Below are 22,655 nucleotides of genomic sequence, written 5' to 3'. Positions count from 1 at the left end.
TGTCGCTATGTCGCGGACGCGTACGGCTGAACTGGTCAAGCAGGCTTATGTGGCTGGCGATCCGGCCGCTGCCGTTGCATTGCTTGATCAGAGTATCGCGCTTGGGCATCGGCGGATTGCTTTGATTCGCTATTTGCAGGCGCAGTATCTTGAGGCTGTGCTTGATGTTCGCCATCATGAGTATGTGCGGGGTGTTGCTGCGCGGATGAGTTCGGATGCTCTCGCTAGAGTAGTTGGCGAGGCTCGCGCTCGGGTTGGGAGGTATGGGCGAGGGTAGGTTTGGTTTGCTTGGGCTGTTGCTGGCATCCGCGTTTTGTTATCGGTTCTTCACGCGTCGCCCCTGTGCGGGGCGGCACCTACTTTTCTTTGCCGCGGCAAAGAAAAGTAGGCAAAAGAAAGCCGCTGAACACCGCCAGTTCTTCTTCTTGCCCGCGGGCCCCCAACTGCCCCGTCCTGTCCCCGCCAGCGCTCTTCTCGATGCCCGCTGCCAACGCTTCGGATTGGCTCATCACCCGCTTCACACTCCCGCGTCTCGGCGAGCGCGATCAAATTGCCCACGTTCTATAGCGGCAAACTGTGTGTCGGCTGTCGCGCCGTACACGCACTACTCCAGACTGATAAGCACGATCGGTGTCGTAGGAGCGCTGACGCGTGAGGCACTACGACCGACACACAGTTTGCCACCTGGGCGGCATCAACCATTCGCTGCCGCTGGCTGCGCTACGGGTGATTGAAGTGGGTGAGGCGCCCATTCAAGGCGTTGGCAACGGGCAGTGAATGGCAGGACGCCGTTTGAAGGAGAGGACCCTTTGGGGGCCCTCAGGCGGAGGTCAAGAACGGGCGGTGTTAGCCCGCTTTCTTTGCTTACTTTCTTTGCGGCGGCAAAGAAAGTAAGTGCCGCCCCGCACAGGGGCAACGCGTGAAGCAGGCAAAACATCACGCGGATGCCAGCACAAAACCCAAAACCCAAAACCCAAAACCCAAAACCCAAAACCCAAAACCCAAAACCCAAAACCCAAAACCCAAAACCCAAAACCCAAAACCCAAAACCCAAAACCAAAAACCCCGCAACGCTGACGTCAAATTCACCGCCTTCGCCAACACCGAACGAGCAGCAAAAAAAGCCACCCGACCAGAGCAACAAATACCCAGCACGAGACGATAAGCCACAACAGTCCAAGAGTTTGAATGTCCTCGGGATTATCAAGCGCATCAAAGCCAGTGATAGCGATCGAGCGACGGATCAAGTAGTAAAGCGGTACCGGCATTTCAAACGGAAACGATGTCACGATGCACGCCAGCAACCAGCCACCGCCGCAGCTGCAAGCCAAAAAAACTGCAGGGAACAACAGTCGTCTCACCAGACCTCCAGCGTGCCGTACGCACGGAATGCCGAGCCCGGTACGGGAAGCTCGGGCGGTCGCGCGCGAATATATCGCGCTAATGATTCGTAATCGGGCGGATACACCACTGTAATGCAACCGTGACTCAGACCAAGCGGCCCCCGCGGATGCAGCCGGAACGAACCTCGTTTGACTCCGTTGATGTTGGTCGTGTCACCACCGTTCGGATTCCAGAGCATGAACCATCTAGAGCGGTCCGCCGTGCCGATTCCGTGTTCACCGGCCCAATCGTACAACCATCCCATCATCCCGCCCGACTGCCGGTCGACGATGTAATAGGTTCCGCGAGGCAAAGGTCCGACATCAGGCGTCGCAGTGGCTTCTGGATTGTCGCGCCCGCGCCCCGTGCCAGAAAATGCTTTGACTGTGCCGTATCCAGAGCAGTACAGATCCGATGTTTCCTGATTATTGAGTGAGAACGTACAGCGTACGGGCATTGTGTTGTCTCCCTCAAACCAGGTTCCATGCGTCTTTGAATTTCAGATTTCCGTCGAGATAGCACCACGTGATTTCCCCGTAACGGAACTCGACAACTTCAAAGTGATTGCGATGGACTGACGCCTGCTCCTTGATATTAAGAACCTTTGGAGTGACCGAGACGATCTTCACGTGGCGTAATAGTATGTTGAAGTACTCTTCTTCGCGTCCCGAATCATTGATGCGATACCACTTGAGCTCGGCAGATTGCAAGGTCGTACCACGCGCGATTGCCATGTAAAGCAGCGGTGAAGAACGATCAAGCTCCTTCTCGATGGTTAGCGGGCGGTGCGACCTCCCGCCCATCAGTTTGCCGGTTGAGTGGTCTGTATCAGCGTGTATGCCGTGCGTGAGGCTCAGTACTTCGATACTTCCTTCACGTTCCGCTACCTGACTTGATCCGCGGATTTCGGCACCGCTTTCGTCTTTCAGCCATAGATGCAATGGGATTGCCATAAAGCCAGTCTCCTTCTGTTGCCTGGAGATTTGGCTTTTAGCATCGAGTCAGGAGCAGATTGAAAAAAAATGTCGTGAAATGTGAAGCGCCATCACGCGGCATGCAAGTCTCCCCGCATCAATTGGCGTATCCGAGAAATATCCGCCTGCACATGCCCTTGATGCTCAAACAACTCTGAAAGCCAATCAACAAACGCCCGAACTCTGGGCGAAACGCGCCGCCCCTTCACATAAGCAACAGAAACCGGCATAGGCACAGGCTTCCATTCGGGCAGCACTTCCCGCAACGAACCTTGATCCAGCAAAGCCTGAGCAGCAATCCTCGCAGGTTGAATCAAGCCAAGCCCCTGCAACCCGCAAGTCAGATAAGCATGTTCATCGCTGACCTTGATAAACCCATTGACCTTGACGGTCAACGGACTCCCCGCAACATCAAAATCAAAGTCAACAGCGCGCCCGGTAATCATCGACATGCAATTCACGGCCACATGCCCTGACAGATCATCGAGACTCTCAGGCATCCCATAGCGCTCCAGATAAGCCGGACTGGCACACGTCACATGCTCCAACGTCCCGAGCCGTTTAGCGGCCAAACCTGAATCCGGCAACTCACCAAGCTGAATACTGCAATCCACAGCCTCGCCGACAAGGTCGACATTGCGATGACTCACGCCAATCGCGAGATCGATCGCCGGATACCGCTCATGAAAATCATCGAGCGCCGGCAGCACGATTGAAGTCGCCACCGCGCCAGGCATTTCCACCCGCAAACGCCCGCTTGGATTGTCGAGCGTCTGCCGCAGGCTCGCTTCCATCTCGTCGATGTCGGCCAGTATCTGCGCGCAGCGGTCGTAATACGCCGCGCCTTCGGCTGTCAGGCTCAGACGCCGCGTCGTGCGCACCAGCAATGTCGTGCCAAGCAGCGCTTCAAGATTCTGAACAATGGTCGTTGCAGTCGCGCGCGGAATCTCCAGCGACTCGGCCGCACGGGTAAAACTATTGGTATCGACGATACGCATGAACGTGCGCATCGCCTGGATACGATCGATCACGGAACTCTCCAGAAGACGGGACATTCCTGAAAAAGACGAACCAGCGGAAAACACGCCGGCACACCTCGTCCCGTTAGGAAGGCGCGCCGGTATGGCACATACAGCGAGTGATGCAAGGCGGGGAGCAGGGACAGGCCGCCGTGCTGCGCGGCCTGGAAGGAAGGGGTAAAGCGGTTTGGGTCCTGCTGCCCGGTGTTACTTGCGCAGCGAGTCGAGATCGATGACGAAGCGGTACTTCACATCGCTCTTCAACATGCGCTCATACGCTTCGTTGATCTGCTGCATCTTGATCATCTCGATCTCCGAGGTGATGCCGTGCTTGCCGCAGAAGTCCAGCATCTCCTGCGTTTCAGCAATGCCGCCGATCAGCGAGCCCGCCAGACGACGGCGTTTCATGATCAGGTTGAACACCTGCGGCGACGGATGATCGTGCTCTGGTGCACCTACCAGCGTCAGCGTGCCGTCACGCTTGAGCAGATTGATGAACGGATTCAGATCGTGTTGCGCCGCGACCGTGTTGACGATCAGATCGAAGCTGTTCACATGTGCTTCCATCTCCGCCGGGTTCTTCGAGATCACCACTTCGTCCGCGCCGAGGCGCTTCGCGTCTTCGATCTTCGAGGCCGACGTCGTGAACAGCACGACATGCGCGCCCATCGCGTGTGCGATCTTCACGCCCATGTGACCCAGGCCGCCCAGGCCGACGATGCCGACCTTCTTGCCCGGCCCCGCGCCCCACGTGCGCAGCGGCGAATACAGCGTGATGCCCGCGCACAGCAGCGGTGCGACGCCAGCAGGGTCGAGATTTTCCGGCACGCGCAGCACGAATTCTTCATCGACCACGAGTTGCGTCGAGTAGCCGCCGTACGTGACCGCGCCCGTCTGCTTGTCGTTGCCGTTGTACGTGCCGACGAAGCCGTTTTCGCAATACTGTTCGAGGCCTTCCTGGCAGCTTGCGCAGGTGCGGCACGAATCGACCAGGCAACCGACGCCGACGAGATCGCCGACCTTGTACTTGGTCACATCCGGCCCAACGTCCGTTACGCGGGCGACGATTTCATGGCCCGGCACGACCGGGAAAATCGTGTTCTTCCATTCGTTGCGCGCCTGATGCAGGTCCGAGTGACAGACTCCGCAAAACAGGACTTCCATCTGTACATCGTGTTCGCGCAGTTCGCGACGCTGAAATTCGAACGGCGCGAGTTTCGATTGCGCGTCGGTTGCGGCATAGGCGTAGGTCGTGGACATGGGTGCTCCAGCTTGTAGATGCAATTGCGCGAGGCGCCGCGCGGCGAGCCTGCGCGGCGGATGAATCTGTCGTGCGCCGTGGCGCGCGGAATGTCCGGCGTGTGGTCCGTCCGAAAAGCGTGAAAGCCGCTTGCAAGCGGCAACGCGTGGTTCGCCAATCTCGTGCGAGGCGGTGGACGGTGGGTCGCGGACAGGAAGCGGGCTTTGCGACAGGGTTCCCATGTTAGGGAGCGAGCGCGCCCCAGGGAATACCTGAACGTCTTGAAGGCTTGCCTAATTCTCCTGGCGGCGTCCGCTATAGGCCATTTAATGCTAGATTTCAAGCCATATTCTCTGGCGATGCATGTTTTCGCCGACTGGATTTCATCATGTCAGACACAAAACTTTCATCAGACGCATCGCTCGCAGCAAGCACGCCGCAACAGCGCATGGTCGAATTGCTGCGCACGCTCGCGCCCGCCGAAGGCATGACGGACGCAGCGCTCGACGGCGTCAAGTTCCTGCGCGCGAATCATCCGATGCCACGGCGCCCTGTGATGTACGAGCCGAGCATCGTGATCGTCTGCCAGGGGCGCAAGCGCGGTTATCTGGGCGATCACGCGTATATCTACGACGCGCAGCAGTATCTCGTGCTGTCCGTGCCATTGCCGTTCGAATGCGAGACGGAAGCGAGCATCGACGAGCCGTTCCTTGGCATCTCGATTCGCGTCGATCTGACGATGGTCGCCGAGTTGCTGATGCTGCTCAACGAAACGCACGGCGCAGTCGATAGCGAACCGCGCGGCATCTATTCGACGCCGCTCGACCAGCCGCTCGGCGATGCCGTGCTGCGTCTGCTCGAAGCGCTGGTCTCGCCCTTCGACGCACGCATTCTCGCGCCGTCCATCGTGCGTGAAATCTGCTACCGCGTGCTGACGGGCGTGCAGGGCGACGCGATTCGCGCGGCGCTCACGCATCAGCACCATTTTGGGCGAATCGCGAAGGCCTTGCGGCGCATTCACACCGAGTACAACGGCGATCTCGACGTCGAAACGCTCGCGCGCGAATCGGGCATGAGCCTCGCGGTCTTTCACGCGCAGTTCAAGAGCGTCACGTCGACTTCGCCGATGCAGTACGTGAAGACGACGCGCCTGCATCACGCGCGTCTGCTGATGGTGCAGGACGGATTGAACGCGAGCGCGGCGGCGGCGCGCGTCGGTTATGAAAGCGCGTCGCAGTTCAGCCGCGAATTCAAGCGTCTGTTCGGATTGAGTCCCGTCGATGAAGTGAAGCGCATGCGCGGCACGTTCGACCCCGTCGTGCTGCCGCAGCCGCAGCGGGCCGCCGCGATCGCGCGCAAGTACGTGACGACGAACTAGAACGGCCTCACGCCGGGTCGTGGCAGCACACGCACAGCTTGTTACCGTCGATGTCGCGAAAGTACGCGCCATAGTAATTCGCGTGATATTCGGGCCGCAGCCCGGGCGGCCCGTCGCACGTGGCGCCGTGCGCAAGTGCTGTTGCATGCACGCGGTCGACGCTCGCGCGGTCCGCCGCCAGCAGCGCGATCATGTGTCCATTGCCTGCCACGGCCGGCGCGCCGTCGAACGGCTTGCCGACCAGAAACAGCGGGCGCGCGACGCCCGGCGTCATCCATCCGGCCCACAGCCTCTCGTCCTCGCGAAACTTCAGCGTGAGGCCTAGCTCGCCGAGTACAGCCGAATAGAAAGCAAATGCCCGCTCGAAATCGTTGACGCCGATAAATACGTGGGAAAGCATCAGAAGCGGCTCCTTGCAGATCGAAATCCGTAGAGGCAGGTAACGCCGATACCAGCATAATTGCTGATCTGGCTACGTCAGCGCGCAGTGATTACGATGGCTGCGCAGTCTGTAAAAACAACTTGCGGAGCCCACCATCATGAAGCGTTTTCACATCGCGCTGGCCGTTGCGAATCTCGATGAATCGATTGAAGACTATAGCCGTCGGCTCGGGCAGCAGCCCACGGCCATTGTGGCTGGCCAGTACGCGATGTGGCGCACGGATCTGCTCAACTTCTCGATCAACGAAAAGCCTGAAAAAGCAGGGCAGTTGCGTCACGTCGGCTTCGAAGACGACGATGTCGAAGGCTATTCGAGCAATGTCGATGTGAACGGACTCGAATGGGAGCTGTTTTCCGCAGCCGAGCAGGACCGCCGCATCGTCAGTGCTTACGGCGTGCCCGTCAAAAACTGAACGCGCTTATTTCTGCACGCCGTTCGCTTCCTGCGACGTGTAGTGCGCGCGCTTTTCCTCGTACATCAGCAAATCCGCACGCTGCACGCCCGCTTCGATCCGCTCGCCGCGCTGCACGGTCGCCATGCCCATCGAGAAGCTGATCGGCGAGCCCGGATAGAACTGGTTGTTCAGATCGACGAGTTGACGGATCGTCTCCATCATCGTGGCGCCGCCGCGTTCGTCGGTGCCGGGCAGCAGGATCGCGAACTCGTCGCCGCCGATCCGCGCTGCGTTGAAGGGCGTTTCCATCGCCTTCGCGAGCACTTCGCCGGCGCGGCGCAGCAGTGCGTCGCCCGCGGCGTGGCCGAGCTGGTCATTGACGCGCTTCAGGCCATTGAGGTCGGCCATGATGACGGTGACGGGGAACGGCCCCTTGCGTTCGAGCCGGTTCAGTTCGTCGACATAGAACGAGCGGTTGCGCAGCTTGGTCAGCACGTCATGCTTGCCGAGAAACTCCAGATACGCCTCGGCCTTCTTGCGCGCGGTGATGTCGGTGAGCGCGACGAGCACGAGATCCCACGTGCGCTCGTGGCCGGGCAGCACGGAGAACTGCAGATGCACGTGCACTTCGCTCGCGTCGAGCGAATAGTTCAGCACTTCGCGCTGCTGGAACAGCTTGCCGTCCCACAGATCGATCAGCTGCTCGCGAAAATGCGGGCGCATGTCGTCGCGGAACACTTCGGGCAGGCGCGACAGCAGCGTCTTTTTGTCGGGCGCGCCGAACATGTCGAGCGTGTGCTGGTTGACGTCGAGCACGTGAATCTCGGCCATGCAGCGGTCGACGAACTCGGGGTGCACATCGGTGAAGGTGCGGAAATCGGAGATGCCCGCCGCACGCGCGTCGTCGAGCAGGCGCTTGACGGCGCTGAAGTCTTCGACCCACAGCGACACGGGCGAATACTCGAACAGCCCGCGCACGTATTGCTCGGCGGCCGTCACGCGATGGCGCGCGCCTTCCAGTTCCGTGATGTCTTCCGTCGATACCAGCACGCGGTCCCAGCGTTCTTCATGGCCGGGCAGCACCTGGCCCTTGAGCAGCACGTCGAGGCGCCGGCCGCCCAGCGTGTAGTTCACTGTCTGGCTCGTGAAGTGCGGCTGGCCGGACCACAGCTGGCACAGTTCTTCGAGGTGTGTCTTGAGCATGTCGTCGCGAAAGACGGCCGACAGGTTGTCCGTCAGCGCGCTGAAATCCGCGGCTTCGAACAGCGACAGCGTTTTCCGGTTGACCTTGATCACGCGGATACGGCTTGCGCATTCGGCCACGCGTTTGATGTCGTCGCCGATATGCGCGCGCAGATCCGTCACGCCTTGCGCGCGCCAGTCTTCGAACAGCGCCTTCACGCCGCTGAAGTCTTCGAGCCAGAGCGCAACGGGCGCGAGATCGAACATTTCCGAGTCGTCGTCGGCTGTGGTGCGCGGGCGAGGCTGATTGGGCATGACGGGTCCAGAGTCGAATTTCTCGCTATTCTACGGTGCCGTTCGCGCCTGGAGAAAATCCCGGGCGCCCGGCAGCGTCGCGACGGATGCGGTCGCAACCGTTATAACGGCAACTCGCCGCGATTCTGCAGGCATGGCGAGCAAAGCTGCTGCGCGTATCGCGGCACGGCGTCAGTCGAGCGCTGAAACAGTTGTTTGAAACGCGGCCCGGCATTGCGCGACGAGCCGCGTGGCAGTCTGCTTCAGCGCGGCCCGTTCGACGGATAAGGCGGCGTCTATGCCTGCCGCAATTTCCCGCACGCGCACGGCAACGGGCGTGTTCGTGTCTTCCCAAGTTTGCGCGAAGGCGGTCTGCTTGCAGGGCCGCACGAAATCGTCGTCGTGCAGCAGATTGACGCGCGGCAGGGCGTACGCCATCGCGACGATCCGGCCATGCAGGCTGCTGCCGATATAACCGCAGCTATACGCAAGCAGCGCGCAGATGTCCCAGATATTCAGCGAATTGAACAGATGAACGGACGGGGCGCGCATCATTGAAGCCGTGCGAGCAAAGCACGCCAGATCGTCGTGCCATGGCGCGGCACCCGCGCGGAAGAACACGATTGCGAATCGATGGGCGTGGGCGGCCTCGTCGAGTTGCGCGGCAATCTGCGCAAGCGTCGCGTCGTCGCCGAAGTCGGCGCTGAATTGCACGGCGAGATAGCCGTCCGGCGCGGCATCGCGGATGCGGGCGACGGCCTGCTGCGTGGCGTGTCTGCGGATCGTGTCGCCGAACAGTTCGGCGACCATTACCGCGCAATCGGGCGCAAGCGATGCTTCGATGCCCGACTGCGCGAGCAGCGCCTGCGTGTGGAGATCGCGCACGCTGATCGCGTCCGCATGGGCGAGTTTGGCGAGCACTTCGTCGCGCATGGCGCTGTCGCGTTCATTGAGGTTCACGCCGCCGATCGCATGGAACAGCACGCGCGCGGCGTGCGGCCAGCGATCCTTCGACAGCACGTACGGCGCGAGCTCACGCGTGCCGAGCGTGTGTTGGGCCCATCCATACCGGTCGTGTTGCTGCGTTGCGATGATCCGCTGTGCGTCATCATTCGATTGCAGCATCACGGCGGCTTCCCACGCATCGCAGGTCAGAATCTCTCCGCCGACGTGCAACAGGTCGACCGCACGTTCGTGCAAGTGCTCGAGCGCCTGCACGTCATGCCCGCCATAGGCACGCAGATCGCGCGCCGCCAGTCCCGCGACATGCACGTCGCGCCCCGCAAGCATCCGCCCGGCAACATGGGCAAACAGCATGTCGCCGAAGTTGTGCCGGTCGAATGCACCGAACAGCACGACGGGTAATGGATGCGCTGTCATCGATCGAATCCGCCATCACATAGCGGGCGCCACATGCGATCCGCCCGACAAGTTGACTTTCGCATTTCCATGCCCTACGAATCGAATTAACCGGTCGTCGGTTATATCGGTGCGAAGCTTCATACAAGTCACTGAATTCTGTTCGGAGGGTACACGCAATTCGCGGATTGGCCATGTGAGCACGCATCGCGGCACGACACGCGGGCGGCCAGTGCAATACGAGGAAGACGTGTTTTCCGGCGAGGCGTTCGACGCGCTTCGCCGTGAAGCGGGCGACGATCAGTCTGCAGCGCGCCGGCCTGCCGGTGCGTTCTCTCCATGCTACGAAGCAGGGGATCGTCATGTTTGCCTACATCATCGTCGTCGCCGTTTCGGCCTTTATTCCCTATGTCGCGACGCCAGCGGCGGAGGCGGGCGTCAAGGCTGTCATTTCCCACCACAACGATATGGAAACGGGCGACGCGGCTGCCACACCGACGCTCGTCGCGCAGGAAACGCCCGTCGCCGCTGCGCAGCCGCGCGAAGCGCATTGAAGCGGCGCACCGCGCAGATCCGTTGCGGGCATCCCGAAGTCCGGGAACATGAAGCGCAGCGCATCCTGACGGATCGCGCTGCGCGTCCGTTCGTCCGCACGTTCGTGATGGGGCCCCCTCATCTGAAGGATGTTTAATCGCGCTGTACCATGCCTGTCGATTCTCGAAGCGACGGTTGCCCGTGCAGTGAGCCGTCAGGCAGTCGCTCCATGCCCCACTCGTAGTCCGTTGATCCGGCCGCCGCAACGGCGGCTTCATGCGTTACCACCCAAAAGGAGCAAAACTGAATGAGCACGATCACCACGAAGGATGGCACGCAGATTTACTACAAGGACTGGGGCTCGGGCCGTCCCGTCGTCTTTTCTCACGGCTGGCCGCTCAACGCGGACGCGTGGGACGCGCAGATGCTGTTCCTGTTGCAGAACGGCTTTCGCGTGATCGCGCATGATCGCCGCGGACATGGCCGCTCGGACCAACCGTCGGCGGGCAACGACATGGACACCTACGCCGACGATCTCGCCGCGCTGCTCGATGCGCTCGATATCCAGGGTGCGACGCTGGTCGGCCACTCGACGGGCGGCGGCGAAGTCGCGCATTACATCGGCCGGCATGGCACGAAGCGCGTCGCGAAGGCGGTGCTGATCGGCGCGGTGCCGCCCATCATGCTGAAGACGGAAGCAAACCCCGGTGGCCTGCCGATGGACGTATTCGACGGCATCCGCAAGGGCGTCGCCGATAACCGCTCGCAGTTCTACAAGGACCTCGCGGTGCCGTTCTTCGGCTTCAACCGGCCGGATGCGAAGGTCGCGCAGGGCACCATCGACGCGTTCTGGGCGCAGGGCATGGCAGGCGGCATCCACGGCCAGTATCTGTGCATCCGCGAGTTCTCCGAGGTCGACTACACGGAAGACCTAAAGAAGATTGACGTGCCGACGCTGATCCTGCACGGCGACGACGACCAGATCGTGCCGATCGACGCAGCAGGCAAGCTGTCGGCGAAGATCGTCAAGAATGCAACGCTCAAGATCTATGAAGGCGCGCCGCACGGCATGTGCGTGACGGAAGCCGACAAGGTCAACGCCGACCTGCTTGCGTTCATCAATAGCTGAAGTCCGGAGAAGGGTTCGAAAGCGGCGCGCCCTTGCGGGATGCGCCGCTTTGCTGTTTCATCCGCAATGCTGCATCAACCGGTGCAGACCACGTTGGGATGAACAGGCATGGCAATTGAACTGGACAAGGACGTGCGCAGCGAAGCGATCGCTTCGCTGCAACGCTATTTCGCGGAGAACATGGACGAGCCGATCGGCAACATCCAGGCGGGCGCGCTGCTCAGCTTCTTCGTCGAGGAAATCGGGCCGGTAATCTATAACCTCGCCGTGCAGGACGCGCAGGAGCGGCTGCATGCGCGCGTGTCGGAACTCGATATCGAATGTCACGAGGACACGTTCGGATACTGGAAAAAGTACGGCAAGCGGCGTTGAGCCTTCTTTCACCCGAAGCGATTCACGGCGCCTCGCGGCTGCGATTGTCGCGCAGCACGAAGTCGACGAACGCGCGCAGCGGCGCGGGCATGTGTTCGCGGCTCGCGTAGTAGAGGCGCGGCCCGGTGAACGACTGCCACCAGTCGCGCAGGATCGGCACGAGCGTGCCGTCGTCCAGCGCCGGGCGGATGAACTCGTCGAACGAATAGACGATGCCGAGACCGTCGATGGCCGCGCGCCGCTGCATGTCGACCACCGACGCAATCAGCGGCCCGTTCGGCACGATCCGCACAGTCTCGTCGCCGCGCCTGAATTCCCACACGGCCAGCACGCCGCTGGTGAAGCGGTGGCCGATGCACGCGTGGCGCACCAGTTCATCGGGATGCTTCGGTTCGCCGTGCTGCTTCAGATAGGCGGGCGAGGCGGCGGCGACGAAGCGCTGCATCGGCGGGCCGATCGGGATCGCGATCATGTCGCGCTCGAGCCGCTCGTCGTAGCGGATGCCCGCGTCGAAACCGGCCGCCAGGATATCGACGAAGGTGTCGTCCGACGCAACCTCGACGGTGATGCCGGGATGCCCGGCCAGAAAACGCGACATCAACGCGGGCAGGATCTTGCGCGCGGCGATTGACGGCACGTTCAGGCGCAGCGTGCCTGTCGGGCTGTCGCGGAACACGTTGATCGCATCGAGTGCGGTCGATATTTCGCCGAACGCGGGCGCGAGCCGCTCGAACAGGCGCTGGCCGGCTTCCGTCGGCGTGACGCTGCGGGTGGTGCGGTTCAGCAGGCGCACGCCCAGTTGCTGTTCGAGACGCCTGACCGCTTCGCTCAGCGACGACGCCGACAGCCCGCCCGTGGACGCCGCAAGGCGGAAGCCGCGCGCGGCGGTGACAGCGACGAAGGCTTTCAGATCGGCCAGATCGGGTTCGACCATTGTTCGATATTCCGCACAGGGCATTCGGATTGAACGGGATTATCGCACGGTCGCTTTGCGCGGATACTGCGTCTCAAGCGTCGCGCAACGCGACGGACCAACCGGTTCAACGAATCCACGGAGAGCACTCAGATGAAGCAACTGCAACTCGGCAAGACAGGCCCGGCGATCTCGGCAATCGGCCTTGGCTGTATGGGCATGTCGGGCATGTACGGTCCGGCCGATCGCGCCGAGAGCATCGCGACGATCCACGCGGCGCTGGAAGCGGGCATTACGCTGTTCGATACGGGCGACTTCTACGGCATGGGCCACAACGAGATCCTGCTCGGCGAAGCGCTCAGGAGCGCGCCGGCGTCGCGGCGCGACAACGCGCTCATCAGCGTGAAGTTTGGCGCGATGCGTGATGCGGCGGGTGGCTGGATGGGCTATGACGCGCGGCCAGCCGCCGTGAAGAATTTTCTCGCGTACTCGCTGCAACGTCTGGGCGTCGAACATATCGATATCTATCGTCCGGCCCGGCTCGATCCGAACGTGCCGATCGAAGAGACGGTCGGCGCAATCGCGGAGATGGTGAAGGTGGGCTATGTGCGGCATGTCGGCCTGTCGGAAGTCGGCGCGAAGACGATCCGCAAGGCGGCGGCCGTTACGCCGATCTGCGATCTGCAGATCGAGTACTCGCTGATTTCGCGCGGCATCGAAGACGACATCCTGCCGACGTTGCGCGAACTCGGCATCGGCGTCACGGCTTACGGCGTGCTGTCGCGCGGACTGATCAGCGGACACTGGCAGAAAGACTCGGCGGGCAAGGGCGATTTCCGTGGCGTGAGCCCGCGCTTTCAGGGGGATAACGTCGAACGCAATCTCGCGCTCGTCGAAGCACTCCGTAAGGTCGCCGACGACAAGGGCGTCTCGGTTGCACAGATTGCGATTGCGTGGGTCGCAGCGCAGGGCGACGACATCGTGCCGCTGGTCGGCGCGCGGCGGCGCGACCGGCTCACGGAAGCGCTCGGCGCGCTCGATGTGACGCTCGATGCGCGTGAGCTTGCCGCGATCGAACAGGCGGTGCCGAAGGGCGCAGCAGCGGGTGACCGGTATGCGGCGGCGCAGATGGCGAATCTCGACAGCGAGCGGGGCGGCGCGCACTGATGCGTTTCGACGCCGGGCCGTATCGCAGTACAAGAGGCGCCCGGCGTGATCGCTGCAATGTCGATGCGGTAGCATCGAACCATTGCGACTCTTCAATCCGCACATGACCACTTATGTTGCGTTGTTGCGTGCCGTCAATGTCGGCGGCACAGGCAAGCTTCCTATGGCCGAGCTTCGCAGCATGTGCGAAGCCGCGGGCTTCACGAATGTGCGTACGTATATCGCGAGCGGCAACGTCGTGTTTGACAGCACGCTTGCGAAACGCGCTGTGCAGAAGGCGCTCGAAAGCTGCCTCGAGGCCTATGCAGGCAAAACGGTGGGCGTGCTGATCCGCACCGGCAAGGAAATGGCTGCGGTACTGGATGCGAATCCGTTTCGCGGCGAGGCGCCCAATCGCACGGTGGCGATCTTTCTCGACGCGGCGCCGCCCGCCGATACGCTCGCGCACGTGACGGGGCAGCAGAACGAACAGGTCGCGCTCGGCAAGCACGAAATTTACGTTCACTACGGCGACGGCATGGCGAAGACGAAGCTGAAAATACCTGCCGCGAAGACGGGTACCGCGCGCAACATCAACACGATCGCGACACTCGCGCAGTGGGCTGCGCAATCATGACGATCGGCGCTGCGGCAATGCGGGCTTGTTGCTACACTGCGCGTTCGGTACTTCATTGCAGCATTCCCATCCTCCGCTTGCGTCGATGTCATGAAACCTTCCCTGCTCGTACTGATTCCACTTGGCGACGACAGTCGCGCGCGTGTCGCAGCATCGTTCGATATTCACTACGCTCCCACTCACGAAACACGCACTCAAACCATCGCAACGCAAGGCTCGACGATCCGTGCCGTGCTCACCAATGGCACCACAGGTCTCACGGCCAGTGAGATCGATCAGATGCCCGCGCTCGAATTCGTCAGCGCGCTTGGCGCAGGCTATGAAAACATTGCGGCATCGCATGCGAAAGCGCGCGGCATCGTACTCGCAAACGGCGCCGGCACCAACGACGATTGCGTCGCCGATCACGCGTTGGCCTTGCTGCTCGCCGTCGTGCGCGACGTGCCGCAGCGCGATCGCGCGACACGCGAAGGCATCTGGCGTGACGCATTGCCCATGCGGCCTTCTGTTTCGGGCAAGCGGCTCGGCGTGGTGGGACTCGGCAATATCGGGCACAAGGTTGCGCGGCGCGCGGCCGGCTTCGATATCGAAGTCGGTTATCACAACCGCAAGCCGCGCGAAGGCGTCGCGTTGCGCTACTTCGGCGATCTGCAAGAACTTGCGCGCTGGAGCGACTATCTGGTCGTTGCAACGCCGGGTGGTCCGGGCACGCAGCATCTGATCGATCACGCCGTGCTCGAGGCATTGGGGCCGAAGGGCTTTCTGGTGAACGTGTCGCGCGGCAGCGTCGTCGATACGGCGGCGCTTGCGCAAGCGCTTGAAAAAGGCACGATTGCAGGCGCAGGTCTCGACGTGTATGAAGGCGAGCCGACGCCGCCCGCGGCGCTGCTGCATCTGACCAACGTCGTGCTCACGCCGCATGTGGCGGGCACGTCGCCGGAAGCGATCGCGGCGTCCGTCGGGAACTTCATCACGAATGCGACACGGTACTTCGCTGGCGAAGACGTGTTGACGCCTATCTGATCTCTTACATCACGAGGACTCTCGCGCATGGCAAAGCATACGGCGCTGATCGAATGGAGCGGCAACGGCAGCAAGTTCACCGACAACCGCTATAGCCGCGCACATCGATGGACATTCGACGGCGGCGCGGTCGTGCCCGCGTCGAGTTCGCCGCATGTCGTGCGCGTGCCGTTTTCCGATCCTGCAGGTGTGGACCCCGAAGAGGCCTATGTCGCGGCACTGTCGAGCTGCCATATGCTGTGGTTTCTGTCGATTGCGGCTGAAGAAGGTTATGTCGTCGCGTCGTATCGCGACGAGGCCGAAGGCACGATGGCGAAGAACGACGCGGGCAAGGAAGTCGTCACGCGTGTGGTGCTGAAACCCGCCGTTGCGTTTGCAGGGACGAAAGCGCCGGGCGATGAAGCGCTCGCGCATCTGCACCATCTCGCGCACGATGCCTGTTTTCTCGCGAACTCGGTGAAGACGGTGATCGACGTGGAGGGGAGCTGGAGTTTCGAACCGGCGCAGTGAATGGCCGACGGGCGCATGCGCCCGTCAGGGATTGAGCATGCGTGTGCTCAGGCTTCCCACGCCGTATTTGTACCGATGACGGTGCCCAGCACGGTGGGCACGTACTCCGATGACCCGTCAGTGGGATCCCACGTCGATGGCCTGGCCGCGAGCCGCGACTTCACCGAACTATGAAATAGCAGCTTGCCGGCATAGGCGGGGTCTTCGAGAATTGTCCGCGGGCCACGCGGACGGAACTCGAAAACGCCTTTGGCCCAAGGCCGATGTCCCACATCGGCAGGATTGTCCGCGGCAAGCGCCTGTGAATCGTCGAATAGCACCCCGATTTTGCTCAGAGAGGACACCATCCAGCGCAGGGCGCCGTTGCTGAGCCCACTGGCTTCATAGCCGCCGCCCACGTCCGAGTGCGCGCCTGGGAACACCACCTGGCGCACATTGTCGCGAGGCGTCCACAGCGTCGGCACGAAGTCGCCGCGCTGTTCGTCGAGGCTGATCGCATGGAAGCCGAACTGGACTTTCTCACTCAGATTCGTATCGGCGAACCGGAATACGTCGACGCGGTCGTCGTCATGGTCGACATAAAGCGGAATCCCCAATGAGCCAACCGTGTCCCACACGGCTATCGCGAGAATGCCGTCCTGGGCAGGAACGAGTTCGTTTTGCGACAGCTTGCCGGACATGAAACGGGGCAGTCCATCGAGCACGTCCGACAGCTTGTCGACAAGCGATCTGTTTCCGTTCTGTGCCGCCACCCGATCGTCCACACGCTTCGCGCGATGTTCGCTCCACGCCATCGATCCAAGGCGGTAAGCGAGCGCCTTGTCGGTGAGGTCATGCGCCGCCGGGTTCAACAGTCCCATGTCGGTGATCAGGCCGCCCAGCGCTCGCGCTGTATACGCGCCGCGGCTGAAACCGACGAGGACGATCCTGTCGCCCGGTTGGTAGTTCCGCGACACGAACGTATAACCGCGAACAATGCGCTCGATTGTTCCGCTTCCGAATACGCCGCCGAAGATCTTGTCGAGCGGGCCGATCGAACTGCCGACACCATGGATATATTTCGCGACTTGCCCGCCTTCGCCCGCGAGCGTCTTTTCCTGCTCGGACGCTTGCAGCAGGCTGTCGTGGTCGAGTTCTCCTTTCAGGTGCAGGAAGAGCTTCCAGACATTGCTCGGCGGCGAGGTGTCGTCCTTGTCGCCACCGGGACCGTTCCAGGTTCCATCAGAGCAGAATATGATCGTCTTGCTCACGATACGTCCTCCTGATCAGTGTTGCGTCTCTCGCGGAGAAGGAACGTGGTTTGCTCCTCCATCAGGTAAATATAGTGAATGGTTGTGGCCGCGAATTACTTTCTGCGCGGTAGCGCACAAAGGCGATGCCGAGAACGAGGACTGCCTCGTTGAATTGAAAAAGCCACGTCAATAAGTGTCGAAATCGACATAAAAATCAGATGATGCATGTCGAGGCTATTTTCCTTTTTGATGTCCTTTCTGTCGCATATCCTGTAAAGGAGTTCGTGACAGAGAAAGCAATTCCAGATGGTGAAGATCTTCACCGCGACGCAAGACACTCACAATCAGAGAGGCCACATCAAGCCTGCGTAGAAGAAGTGAAAAAGAGGCGTTACACGTTCTGGAGGAGTACAGCATGCAGGCATCTCGAATCGCCGCTGCATGTGTGCTTGCGATTACCTTATCGACCGCAAGCCATGCTCAAACAGCTGGCAGCATCTACGTGACGACAGGCTGGTTTCATTTCGCGCCGCAAGACAGCAGCACGCCGCTGAAGATCACATCCGTAGGCGGGAATCCGGTCAATATTACGGTTCCGAACACGGGTGCGGGGATTTCCAGTTCGGACACCATCGGCTTTACTGCCGGGTACTTCTTCACGGGCCATATCGCTGCGGAATTCGAAATCGGGGTTCCACCTGATTTCGACGTCAGCGGTACAGGATCATTCGCGCGATTCGGCAAGGTCGGCACGGTGAAGCAGTGGAGCCCGACGCTGCTCTTTAAATACTTTTTCCTTGAACCCCAAGCCAGATTCAGGCCGTATCTCGGCATTGGCGTCACGCGAACATCGTTCAGCGATGGTCAAATCACGAACGCGACATTCGAGTCCACGGTGCTCGGCGGACCGACCACGGTTGAAGCGAGCACAGTCTGGGCGCCCGTGTTCAACGTCGGGTTCACGTATGCATTTTCCGAACACTGGTTCGCGGGCTTTTCGGTTTCGTACATTCCGATGAGCACGACCGGAACCTTCACGACCCAGTCGCAGACGCCGATCGGCACGTTGACACGGCGCGCCGAGTCGAAGCTTACGCTCGATCCTATCGTCACCTATCTGCGTGTGGGCTATCGCTTTTGACGTCGAGCTTCGGCAAAGAACGTCACTCAATTTGCCGTGTGACGCTTTCGGATAATGTTCTTCCGGCTCAGAAGCGTATCGAGGATATCGGCCGGGAAGCCGGGCTTTTTCGTGTCGGTTGCCGCGGGCATAGCCGGACGCGGCGCAGGCTCGGTGTCTGCGAGCGATGAATACGAAGCGTCGAACCACTTTCCTGCCTCCGTCCATCCTTCCTTGTAGAGATCAAGCAGAAAGTCTTTCACGATCACCGATTTCGATGCATAGCCGAGTCTGCGCATAAATGGCTCGTTGGTGATCCGCGTGAGACGGACCCGGTTGACGGGCAACAGTTTCGCCGCTTGCGCTGCCGCGTCGCTGGTCTTCGCCAGAGCATCGAAGTAGTCGATCAGTTTGTTGACCGCGCAAATAGCGTTGATCTCGTGGACCAGTGACGAATTGAACGTGATTTCATTGACGCGGTTATTGATCTCCATTGCGGTGTATGGCGGCGTGTCGCGGGAGAAGGGATTGAGCTGGATGAGAACCACGTCGCTCGAATGATTAATCAGAGGCGTGATAGCGGGGTTGCCCATGAATCCGCCATCCCAGTAGTAATTGTTCTCGTACTTTGCGGGCAGGAATAATTGGGGAATGCACGCGGATGCCTTGAGTACATCGAGTGTCACCGCACTCTTTGCGAAGATGTCGCGTCGACCTGCCGTGATATTGGTTGTTGCAATGTACAACTCGGGTGGTTCTGTCTGCCTTTGGAGTTTATCGAAGTCGATCTTGTTGCCGAGAACCTGGGCGAGCCAGTCGTATTGCAGATAGAAGATAGGCGACCAGATCTGATTGTTCACCGCGGAAAGAATGCTGGTGGGTGAGCTGTCGATATTCCAGCTGTTGAATGTGTCGTGCCATAGTTTCGCTGTCGCCGAGTAAGCGCTAAACGGTGCATCTGCAGCGTCGGCCATCCAGTATTCTCTAAGCAATTGCCTCGCGTTCTTGGCTAGCGATGCCTGGTTCTTGTCAAAGCCGAGGGCGTACGCGCACAACGCGGCATTGAATCCGCCCGCGCTCGTGCCGCTGAGTGCCGTGATGATCAATTTTCCCTGTTCGACATACTCGAGCAGCCGGTCGAGCGCGCCCCAACTGAAGGCGCCATGTGCTCCGCCGCCTTGCACGGCGACGGCAACGCGTTTAGGTGCATGCTCTGGCATTCCTGTTTCTCCTTGGCTCGGGGACGTTCACGACCGCTGCGGAAAAAACCTTCTATTGCATTTCTGCATTGGACGGCCACAGCGACCGCCTTTTCAACATGCAACCGATTGTGGTCGAGCTTCGCGCGAAAGAGAAAGCCCGCCGCCGAACCGGCGTGAAGCGTTTGAGGAAAACATAGTCATTGAACCGACTTTGTTGTCAATCGCGGTCATTGTTTCGGTTCGGAAAAGCCCGGCGTGCAAGCCGATTGTTTAGACATTAAACGAAGCCTAGAATGAACCTCGATTGATCCGGCTCGCGTGCCTTGAAACCAAGGGCCGCCAGCCTGCAACGGCGGAATGCGATGAACATGTTCAAGTTGCCGTCAGCGTCCCGGTCAAAGGTCATCGAGCGTTGGCCCGCACTTCGCGCAGCGGGCGCGATGCTTGCCGAACTGATGTTCTGGCCGGCTCGCTTCGACGATCCGCAAGTCGAACGCGAATTCACCATCGACTACGGTCGACGGTTCGCCGAGTTTCGCCGCGCGGCGCTCGTGCTCGGCACGCTCATCTGGGCATGCTTTGGCTGGTGGGAAATCAATCTCGCGCAGTCGAACGAAGTGTTTCGCCCGTATTTTCCAGAGATATTTGCGTTTCGATGCCTCGGCGTGCTCGTCGCCGGCGTCGGCATTGTGCTGGCCTTCAGGCTTCAGTTCGACAAGGATGCGATCGCACACCGGATCTTGCTGACGGGTCTCGCGGGCATGTGCATGTGCCTTCTGGTGCAGACCATACTTGCGCCGCGACCGGTGAACTTCACGCACTTCTTTGTTGGCTTCTATCTGATTTTCTTCTACCTGTTCGGCTTTCTTCGCTTGCGTGCCAAAGCGACATTCTTGCTCACGACGGTCGTCATCTGCCTGATCGTTGCCGCGCAACTCATTACCCAGTCGCTCGAAGCCGACAACTTCGTTGCGGGAATGTTCTATCTGTTGAACGTCGCTCTACTCGGCTACAGCGTCAACGTCAGTGAGGAGCGGCACGTACGAGATCGCTTCGTCGCCGTGCGTCTGCTTGCGAACAGCAACGATGCCTTGCAAGGCGCCAACGCAGAACTGGCGAAAAAGCACCAGGATCTCGAGCGGGCGAGGCGAGACCAGCAGGACAGGTCGGATGCATTGATCACACTGCGTGAACAGCAGCGCGAAGATGCGGAGCGGTCGAGTCAGGCGAAATCGCGTTTTCTCGCAGCGGCCGCCCACGATCTGCGACAGCCGATGCATGCGTTGAACCTCTTTCTCGCAGCGGCCGGGGAGGCGCTCGACAAGCGCGATCTCGACGAGTCGGTCAAGCTGATCGGCGAAGCACGCAAGGCGTCCGTGCTCATGGCCAGACTGTTCAACGCCGTGCTCGACCTGTCCAAGCTCGAATCGGGTCACGTCAAGCCGAACTACTCCTGCATTGATCTGGACGCCGTTGCGCAAGAAAGCATCGAGCAATTGGCGCCCTTCGCCGAAAGTTGCGGCGTGAAGCTGCGGTACAGACCACGCCGCATCGACCAGAAGAGAGCGCTAGTGCGCAGCGATGCCGATTGGGCGCCGCGCGTGCTGAGCAATCTGATCTCGAACGGCATCAAATATTCGGACCCTTTGAAAACCGGCCGCTGCACGGTCATTGTCGGCGTGGTGCGCACGCCCAATTACGTGCGCGTCGACGTCGTCGATAACGGTATCGGCATTGCTTCGCAGCATTGGGACGCGATCTTTCAACCGTTCGTGCAAATCGGCAATCCGGAGCGCGACCGCGAGAAGGGGCTCGGACTGGGATTGTCGATCGTCAACGCGGTGGTGTCGTTGCTGGAGGGACATCGGATCGAATTGAAGTCAGTCGTGGGACATGGTTCGCGTTTCTCGGTGCGTCTGCCGGCCGTCGAATCGCCTGCGGGATGCGACGCCGTTGCGCCGCTCGTCGAACTCGTGCCGTCGCGGGCATTGCTGCGCGGCCTGTACGTGATACTGGTCGAGGACGACGGCCTGGTGAGGGCTTCGATGAATGCGTTGTTCGTGCAGTGGGGTGTGCTGTGCGAGTCGGCGCGTTCACTCGCGGAGTTCGATGCGCTGCTGGACACGGTCGAGCGTTTGCCCGACCTGGTGATCAGCGATTACCGCCTGCCGGAGTTTTCGACTGCGCATGACGTGGTGCGGATGTTGAGCACGCGCTTGACGCGGCCCGTGCCATGTCTCGTGATCACCGGCGAGACGACGGCGACGGCCGCGGGCACGTTGCCCGAACGCTACGTGCTCAGCAAACCGATTTCCGCAGACGAATTGGCCGCGCGCATGCTGGAATTGACAGAAGGGCGCCGGATGGGTGTTTAGGCCACGGCATTTTGCGGCGGAGAAATCTCGATACCGCGGCGCGCCATTTCGACGATCAGAAACGTGCGCCGGGCGACATTGAAGCGGCTCAGAAGGTCGCTGATGTACTCCTTCGCGGTGTTCTCCGAGATGTCCATCTTTCTCGCGATCGCTTTGTTCGACAGGCCTTGCAGCACGAAACGCAGGGTTTGCGCGAGCCGCGGCGGCAGGTTGAGCGAATCGATGGGGACGCCCTTGCTCGGTGCGGCTGGCTGTGGCGTATGGCCGCCCTTGCCGAGCACACTGTTGGGCAGATAGACCCGGCCGCCGAGGATGGTTTCGATTGCTTCGCGGAATACCGCGCTGCCGCCTTCGCTGGCCTTCGAAATGAAACCGCCCGCGCCGTTTTTGATGCAGTCCAGCACCGTTTCGCGGTCGTCCTGCGCGGACAGCATGACGACGTGCAGGGCCATTTCGTTTTCCTGCAACCAGTGCAGCAGATCCATACCGGTGTGATTTGGCCCCAGGTGAAAGTCGAGAAAGATCAGGTCATATGCCTTGCTCTGCAGCCGCTCGACCGCATTCTCGAAACCGCCTGCTTCATCGATGTCGAGTGTCGGCTGCGACGACAGAATGAGGCTCTTCATCGCGGTGCGCGTGAGGCCTTCGTCTTCGACGAGCAGCACGTGCTGAAAGTACTGAATATCCATGGCAATGTCTCCCGTGATGACCATGGTACGCGTAGCGGCAAGGTTTACTATCCCCCATTAGTGGGGGACTCATTGGGTACCGTCGTCTGGACGTGAATTTCCCCCGGC

General features: G+C 60.7%; 25 protein-coding genes. 13 read left to right on the top strand and 12 right to left on the bottom strand.

The annotated features are described in order from the left end of the window. The first annotated feature begins 7 nt into the window (after positions 1–7). Positions 8–277 carry a hypothetical protein gene (locus G3O01_RS45395; RefSeq protein ID WP_241024225.1) on the top strand — a complete coding sequence of 90 codons (270 nt, stop codon included), beginning with the start codon at positions 8–10 and terminating at the stop codon, positions 275–277. A gap of 79 nt (positions 278–356) precedes the next feature. On the opposite strand, the gene G3O01_RS23995 is transcribed toward G3O01_RS45395, so the two are convergent. Continuing rightward, positions 357–509 carry a hypothetical protein gene (locus G3O01_RS23995; RefSeq protein WP_205808447.1) on the bottom strand — a complete coding sequence of 51 codons (153 nt, stop codon included), beginning with the start codon at positions 507–509 and terminating at the stop codon, positions 357–359. A 410-nt stretch (positions 510–919) separates the two neighbouring features. Here G3O01_RS23995 and G3O01_RS23990 point away from each other — a divergent pair, with 410 nt between their 5' ends. After that, entirely contained in the window at positions 920–1,165 is a 246-nt protein-coding gene (locus G3O01_RS23990; protein ID WP_205808445.1) for a hypothetical protein, read from the top strand. A gap of 192 nt (positions 1,166–1,357) precedes the next feature. Here the strand turns inward: G3O01_RS23990 and G3O01_RS23985 are convergent, their stop codons facing one another. From G3O01_RS23985 to G3O01_RS23970, 4 genes are all read right to left on the bottom strand, one after another. Beyond that, a complete protein-coding gene (locus G3O01_RS23985; protein ID WP_205808442.1) occupies positions 1,358–1,840 on the bottom strand; it encodes a DUF2778 domain-containing protein in 483 nt (160 codons plus the stop codon). A 13-nt stretch (positions 1,841–1,853) separates the two neighbouring features. Further along, positions 1,854–2,336, bottom strand: coding sequence for a type VI secretion system tube protein TssD (gene tssD / locus G3O01_RS23980; RefSeq protein WP_205808440.1), 483 nt, complete (start codon positions 2,334–2,336; stop codon positions 1,854–1,856). A gap of 92 nt (positions 2,337–2,428) precedes the next feature. After that, a complete protein-coding gene (locus tag G3O01_RS23975; RefSeq protein ID WP_205808438.1) occupies positions 2,429–3,388 on the bottom strand; it encodes a LysR family transcriptional regulator in 960 nt (319 codons plus the stop codon). A gap of 195 nt (positions 3,389–3,583) precedes the next feature. Continuing rightward, a complete protein-coding gene (locus G3O01_RS23970) occupies positions 3,584–4,636 on the bottom strand; it encodes an NAD(P)-dependent alcohol dehydrogenase (protein ID WP_205808436.1) in 1,053 nt (350 codons plus the stop codon). 368 nt (positions 4,637–5,004) lie between these two features. Here G3O01_RS23970 and G3O01_RS23965 point away from each other — a divergent pair, with 368 nt between their 5' ends. Next, on the top strand, positions 5,005–5,994 hold the full coding sequence (locus tag G3O01_RS23965; protein WP_205808434.1) for an AraC family transcriptional regulator: 990 nt from the start codon (positions 5,005–5,007) through the stop codon (positions 5,992–5,994). A gap of 7 nt (positions 5,995–6,001) precedes the next feature. Here G3O01_RS23965 and G3O01_RS23960 read toward each other — a convergent pair whose 3' ends face one another. After that, positions 6,002–6,394, bottom strand: a complete 393-nt coding sequence (locus G3O01_RS23960) for a VOC family protein (protein WP_205808432.1) — start codon at positions 6,392–6,394, stop codon at positions 6,002–6,004. Positions 6,395–6,533: 139 nt separating this feature from the next. Between G3O01_RS23960 and G3O01_RS23955 the strand changes: the two genes are divergently transcribed. Beyond that, on the top strand, positions 6,534–6,848 hold the full coding sequence (locus tag G3O01_RS23955) for a hypothetical protein (protein WP_205808430.1): 315 nt from the start codon (positions 6,534–6,536) through the stop codon (positions 6,846–6,848). Positions 6,849–6,854: 6 nt separating this feature from the next. Here the strand turns inward: G3O01_RS23955 and G3O01_RS23950 are convergent, their stop codons facing one another. Then, positions 6,855–8,327 (bottom strand): sensor domain-containing diguanylate cyclase, encoded by a 1,473-nt coding sequence (locus tag G3O01_RS23950; protein WP_205808428.1) that lies wholly within the window; start codon positions 8,325–8,327, stop codon positions 6,855–6,857. Between the two features lie 171 nt (positions 8,328–8,498). Then, a complete protein-coding gene (locus G3O01_RS23945; protein WP_205808419.1) occupies positions 8,499–9,686 on the bottom strand; it encodes a polysaccharide pyruvyl transferase family protein in 1,188 nt (395 codons plus the stop codon). 341 nt (positions 9,687–10,027) lie between these two features. On the opposite strand from G3O01_RS23945, the gene G3O01_RS23940 reads away from it, so the two are divergent. The 3 genes from G3O01_RS23940 (at position 10,028) to G3O01_RS23930 (ending at position 11,700) form a co-directional block, all read left to right on the top strand. Continuing rightward, complete coding sequence (locus G3O01_RS23940; protein WP_205808416.1) at positions 10,028–10,219, top strand: hypothetical protein; 192 nt, start codon at positions 10,028–10,030, stop codon at positions 10,217–10,219. 287 nt (positions 10,220–10,506) lie between these two features. Then, entirely contained in the window at positions 10,507–11,328 is an 822-nt protein-coding gene (locus G3O01_RS23935) for an alpha/beta hydrolase (RefSeq protein WP_205808414.1), read from the top strand. A 108-nt stretch (positions 11,329–11,436) separates the two neighbouring features. Continuing rightward, positions 11,437–11,700 carry a DUF2164 domain-containing protein gene (locus G3O01_RS23930; RefSeq protein WP_205808412.1) on the top strand — a complete coding sequence of 88 codons (264 nt, stop codon included), beginning with the start codon at positions 11,437–11,439 and terminating at the stop codon, positions 11,698–11,700. A gap of 22 nt (positions 11,701–11,722) precedes the next feature. On the opposite strand, the gene G3O01_RS23925 is transcribed toward G3O01_RS23930, so the two are convergent. After that, positions 11,723–12,634 (bottom strand): LysR family transcriptional regulator, encoded by a 912-nt coding sequence (locus G3O01_RS23925; RefSeq protein ID WP_205808410.1) that lies wholly within the window; start codon positions 12,632–12,634, stop codon positions 11,723–11,725. 132 nt (positions 12,635–12,766) lie between these two features. On the opposite strand from G3O01_RS23925, the gene G3O01_RS23920 reads away from it, so the two are divergent. The 4 genes from G3O01_RS23920 (at position 12,767) to G3O01_RS23905 (ending at position 15,929) form a co-directional block, all read left to right on the top strand. Then, positions 12,767–13,780, top strand: coding sequence for an aldo/keto reductase (locus G3O01_RS23920; RefSeq protein WP_205808408.1), 1,014 nt, complete (start codon positions 12,767–12,769; stop codon positions 13,778–13,780). A gap of 103 nt (positions 13,781–13,883) precedes the next feature. Further along, positions 13,884–14,396 (top strand): DUF1697 domain-containing protein, encoded by a 513-nt coding sequence (locus G3O01_RS23915; RefSeq protein ID WP_205808404.1) that lies wholly within the window; start codon positions 13,884–13,886, stop codon positions 14,394–14,396. A gap of 90 nt (positions 14,397–14,486) precedes the next feature. After that, positions 14,487–15,419, top strand: a complete 933-nt coding sequence (locus G3O01_RS23910; protein ID WP_205808403.1) for a 2-hydroxyacid dehydrogenase — start codon at positions 14,487–14,489, stop codon at positions 15,417–15,419. A 27-nt stretch (positions 15,420–15,446) separates the two neighbouring features. Continuing rightward, a complete protein-coding gene (locus G3O01_RS23905; protein WP_205808401.1) occupies positions 15,447–15,929 on the top strand; it encodes an OsmC family protein in 483 nt (160 codons plus the stop codon). A 47-nt stretch (positions 15,930–15,976) separates the two neighbouring features. On the opposite strand, the gene G3O01_RS23900 is transcribed toward G3O01_RS23905, so the two are convergent. Continuing rightward, positions 15,977–17,179, bottom strand: a complete 1,203-nt coding sequence (locus tag G3O01_RS23900; protein ID WP_205808399.1) for a DUF2235 domain-containing protein — start codon at positions 17,177–17,179, stop codon at positions 15,977–15,979. Between the two features lie 397 nt (positions 17,180–17,576). Here G3O01_RS23900 and G3O01_RS23895 point away from each other — a divergent pair, with 397 nt between their 5' ends. After that, positions 17,577–18,302, top strand: a complete 726-nt coding sequence (locus G3O01_RS23895; RefSeq protein ID WP_205808391.1) for an OmpW family outer membrane protein — start codon at positions 17,577–17,579, stop codon at positions 18,300–18,302. A gap of 26 nt (positions 18,303–18,328) precedes the next feature. On the opposite strand, the gene G3O01_RS23890 is transcribed toward G3O01_RS23895, so the two are convergent. Then, on the bottom strand, positions 18,329–19,501 hold the full coding sequence (locus tag G3O01_RS23890) for a patatin-like phospholipase family protein (RefSeq protein ID WP_205808389.1): 1,173 nt from the start codon (positions 19,499–19,501) through the stop codon (positions 18,329–18,331). Between the two features lie 344 nt (positions 19,502–19,845). Between G3O01_RS23890 and G3O01_RS23885 the strand changes: the two genes are divergently transcribed. Further along, positions 19,846–21,858: a hybrid sensor histidine kinase/response regulator gene (locus G3O01_RS23885; protein WP_205808387.1), complete on the top strand. Its 2,013-nt coding sequence runs from the start codon at positions 19,846–19,848 to the stop codon at positions 21,856–21,858. Here G3O01_RS23885 and G3O01_RS23880 read toward each other — a convergent pair. Further along, positions 21,855–22,547 carry a response regulator transcription factor gene (locus G3O01_RS23880; protein ID WP_205808385.1) on the bottom strand — a complete coding sequence of 231 codons (693 nt, stop codon included), beginning with the start codon at positions 22,545–22,547 and terminating at the stop codon, positions 21,855–21,857. The genes G3O01_RS23885 and G3O01_RS23880 overlap by 4 nt on opposite strands. Positions 22,548–22,655 lie beyond the last annotated feature (108 nt).

It is taken from the genome of Burkholderia sp. Ac-20365 (genome assembly GCF_017104715.1).
In the GTDB taxonomy this organism is placed as follows: domain Bacteria; phylum Pseudomonadota; class Gammaproteobacteria; order Burkholderiales; family Burkholderiaceae; genus Paraburkholderia.
Note: the sequence above shows the minus strand (reverse complement) of the source record. Positions and strands in the feature narration are given on the sequence as shown.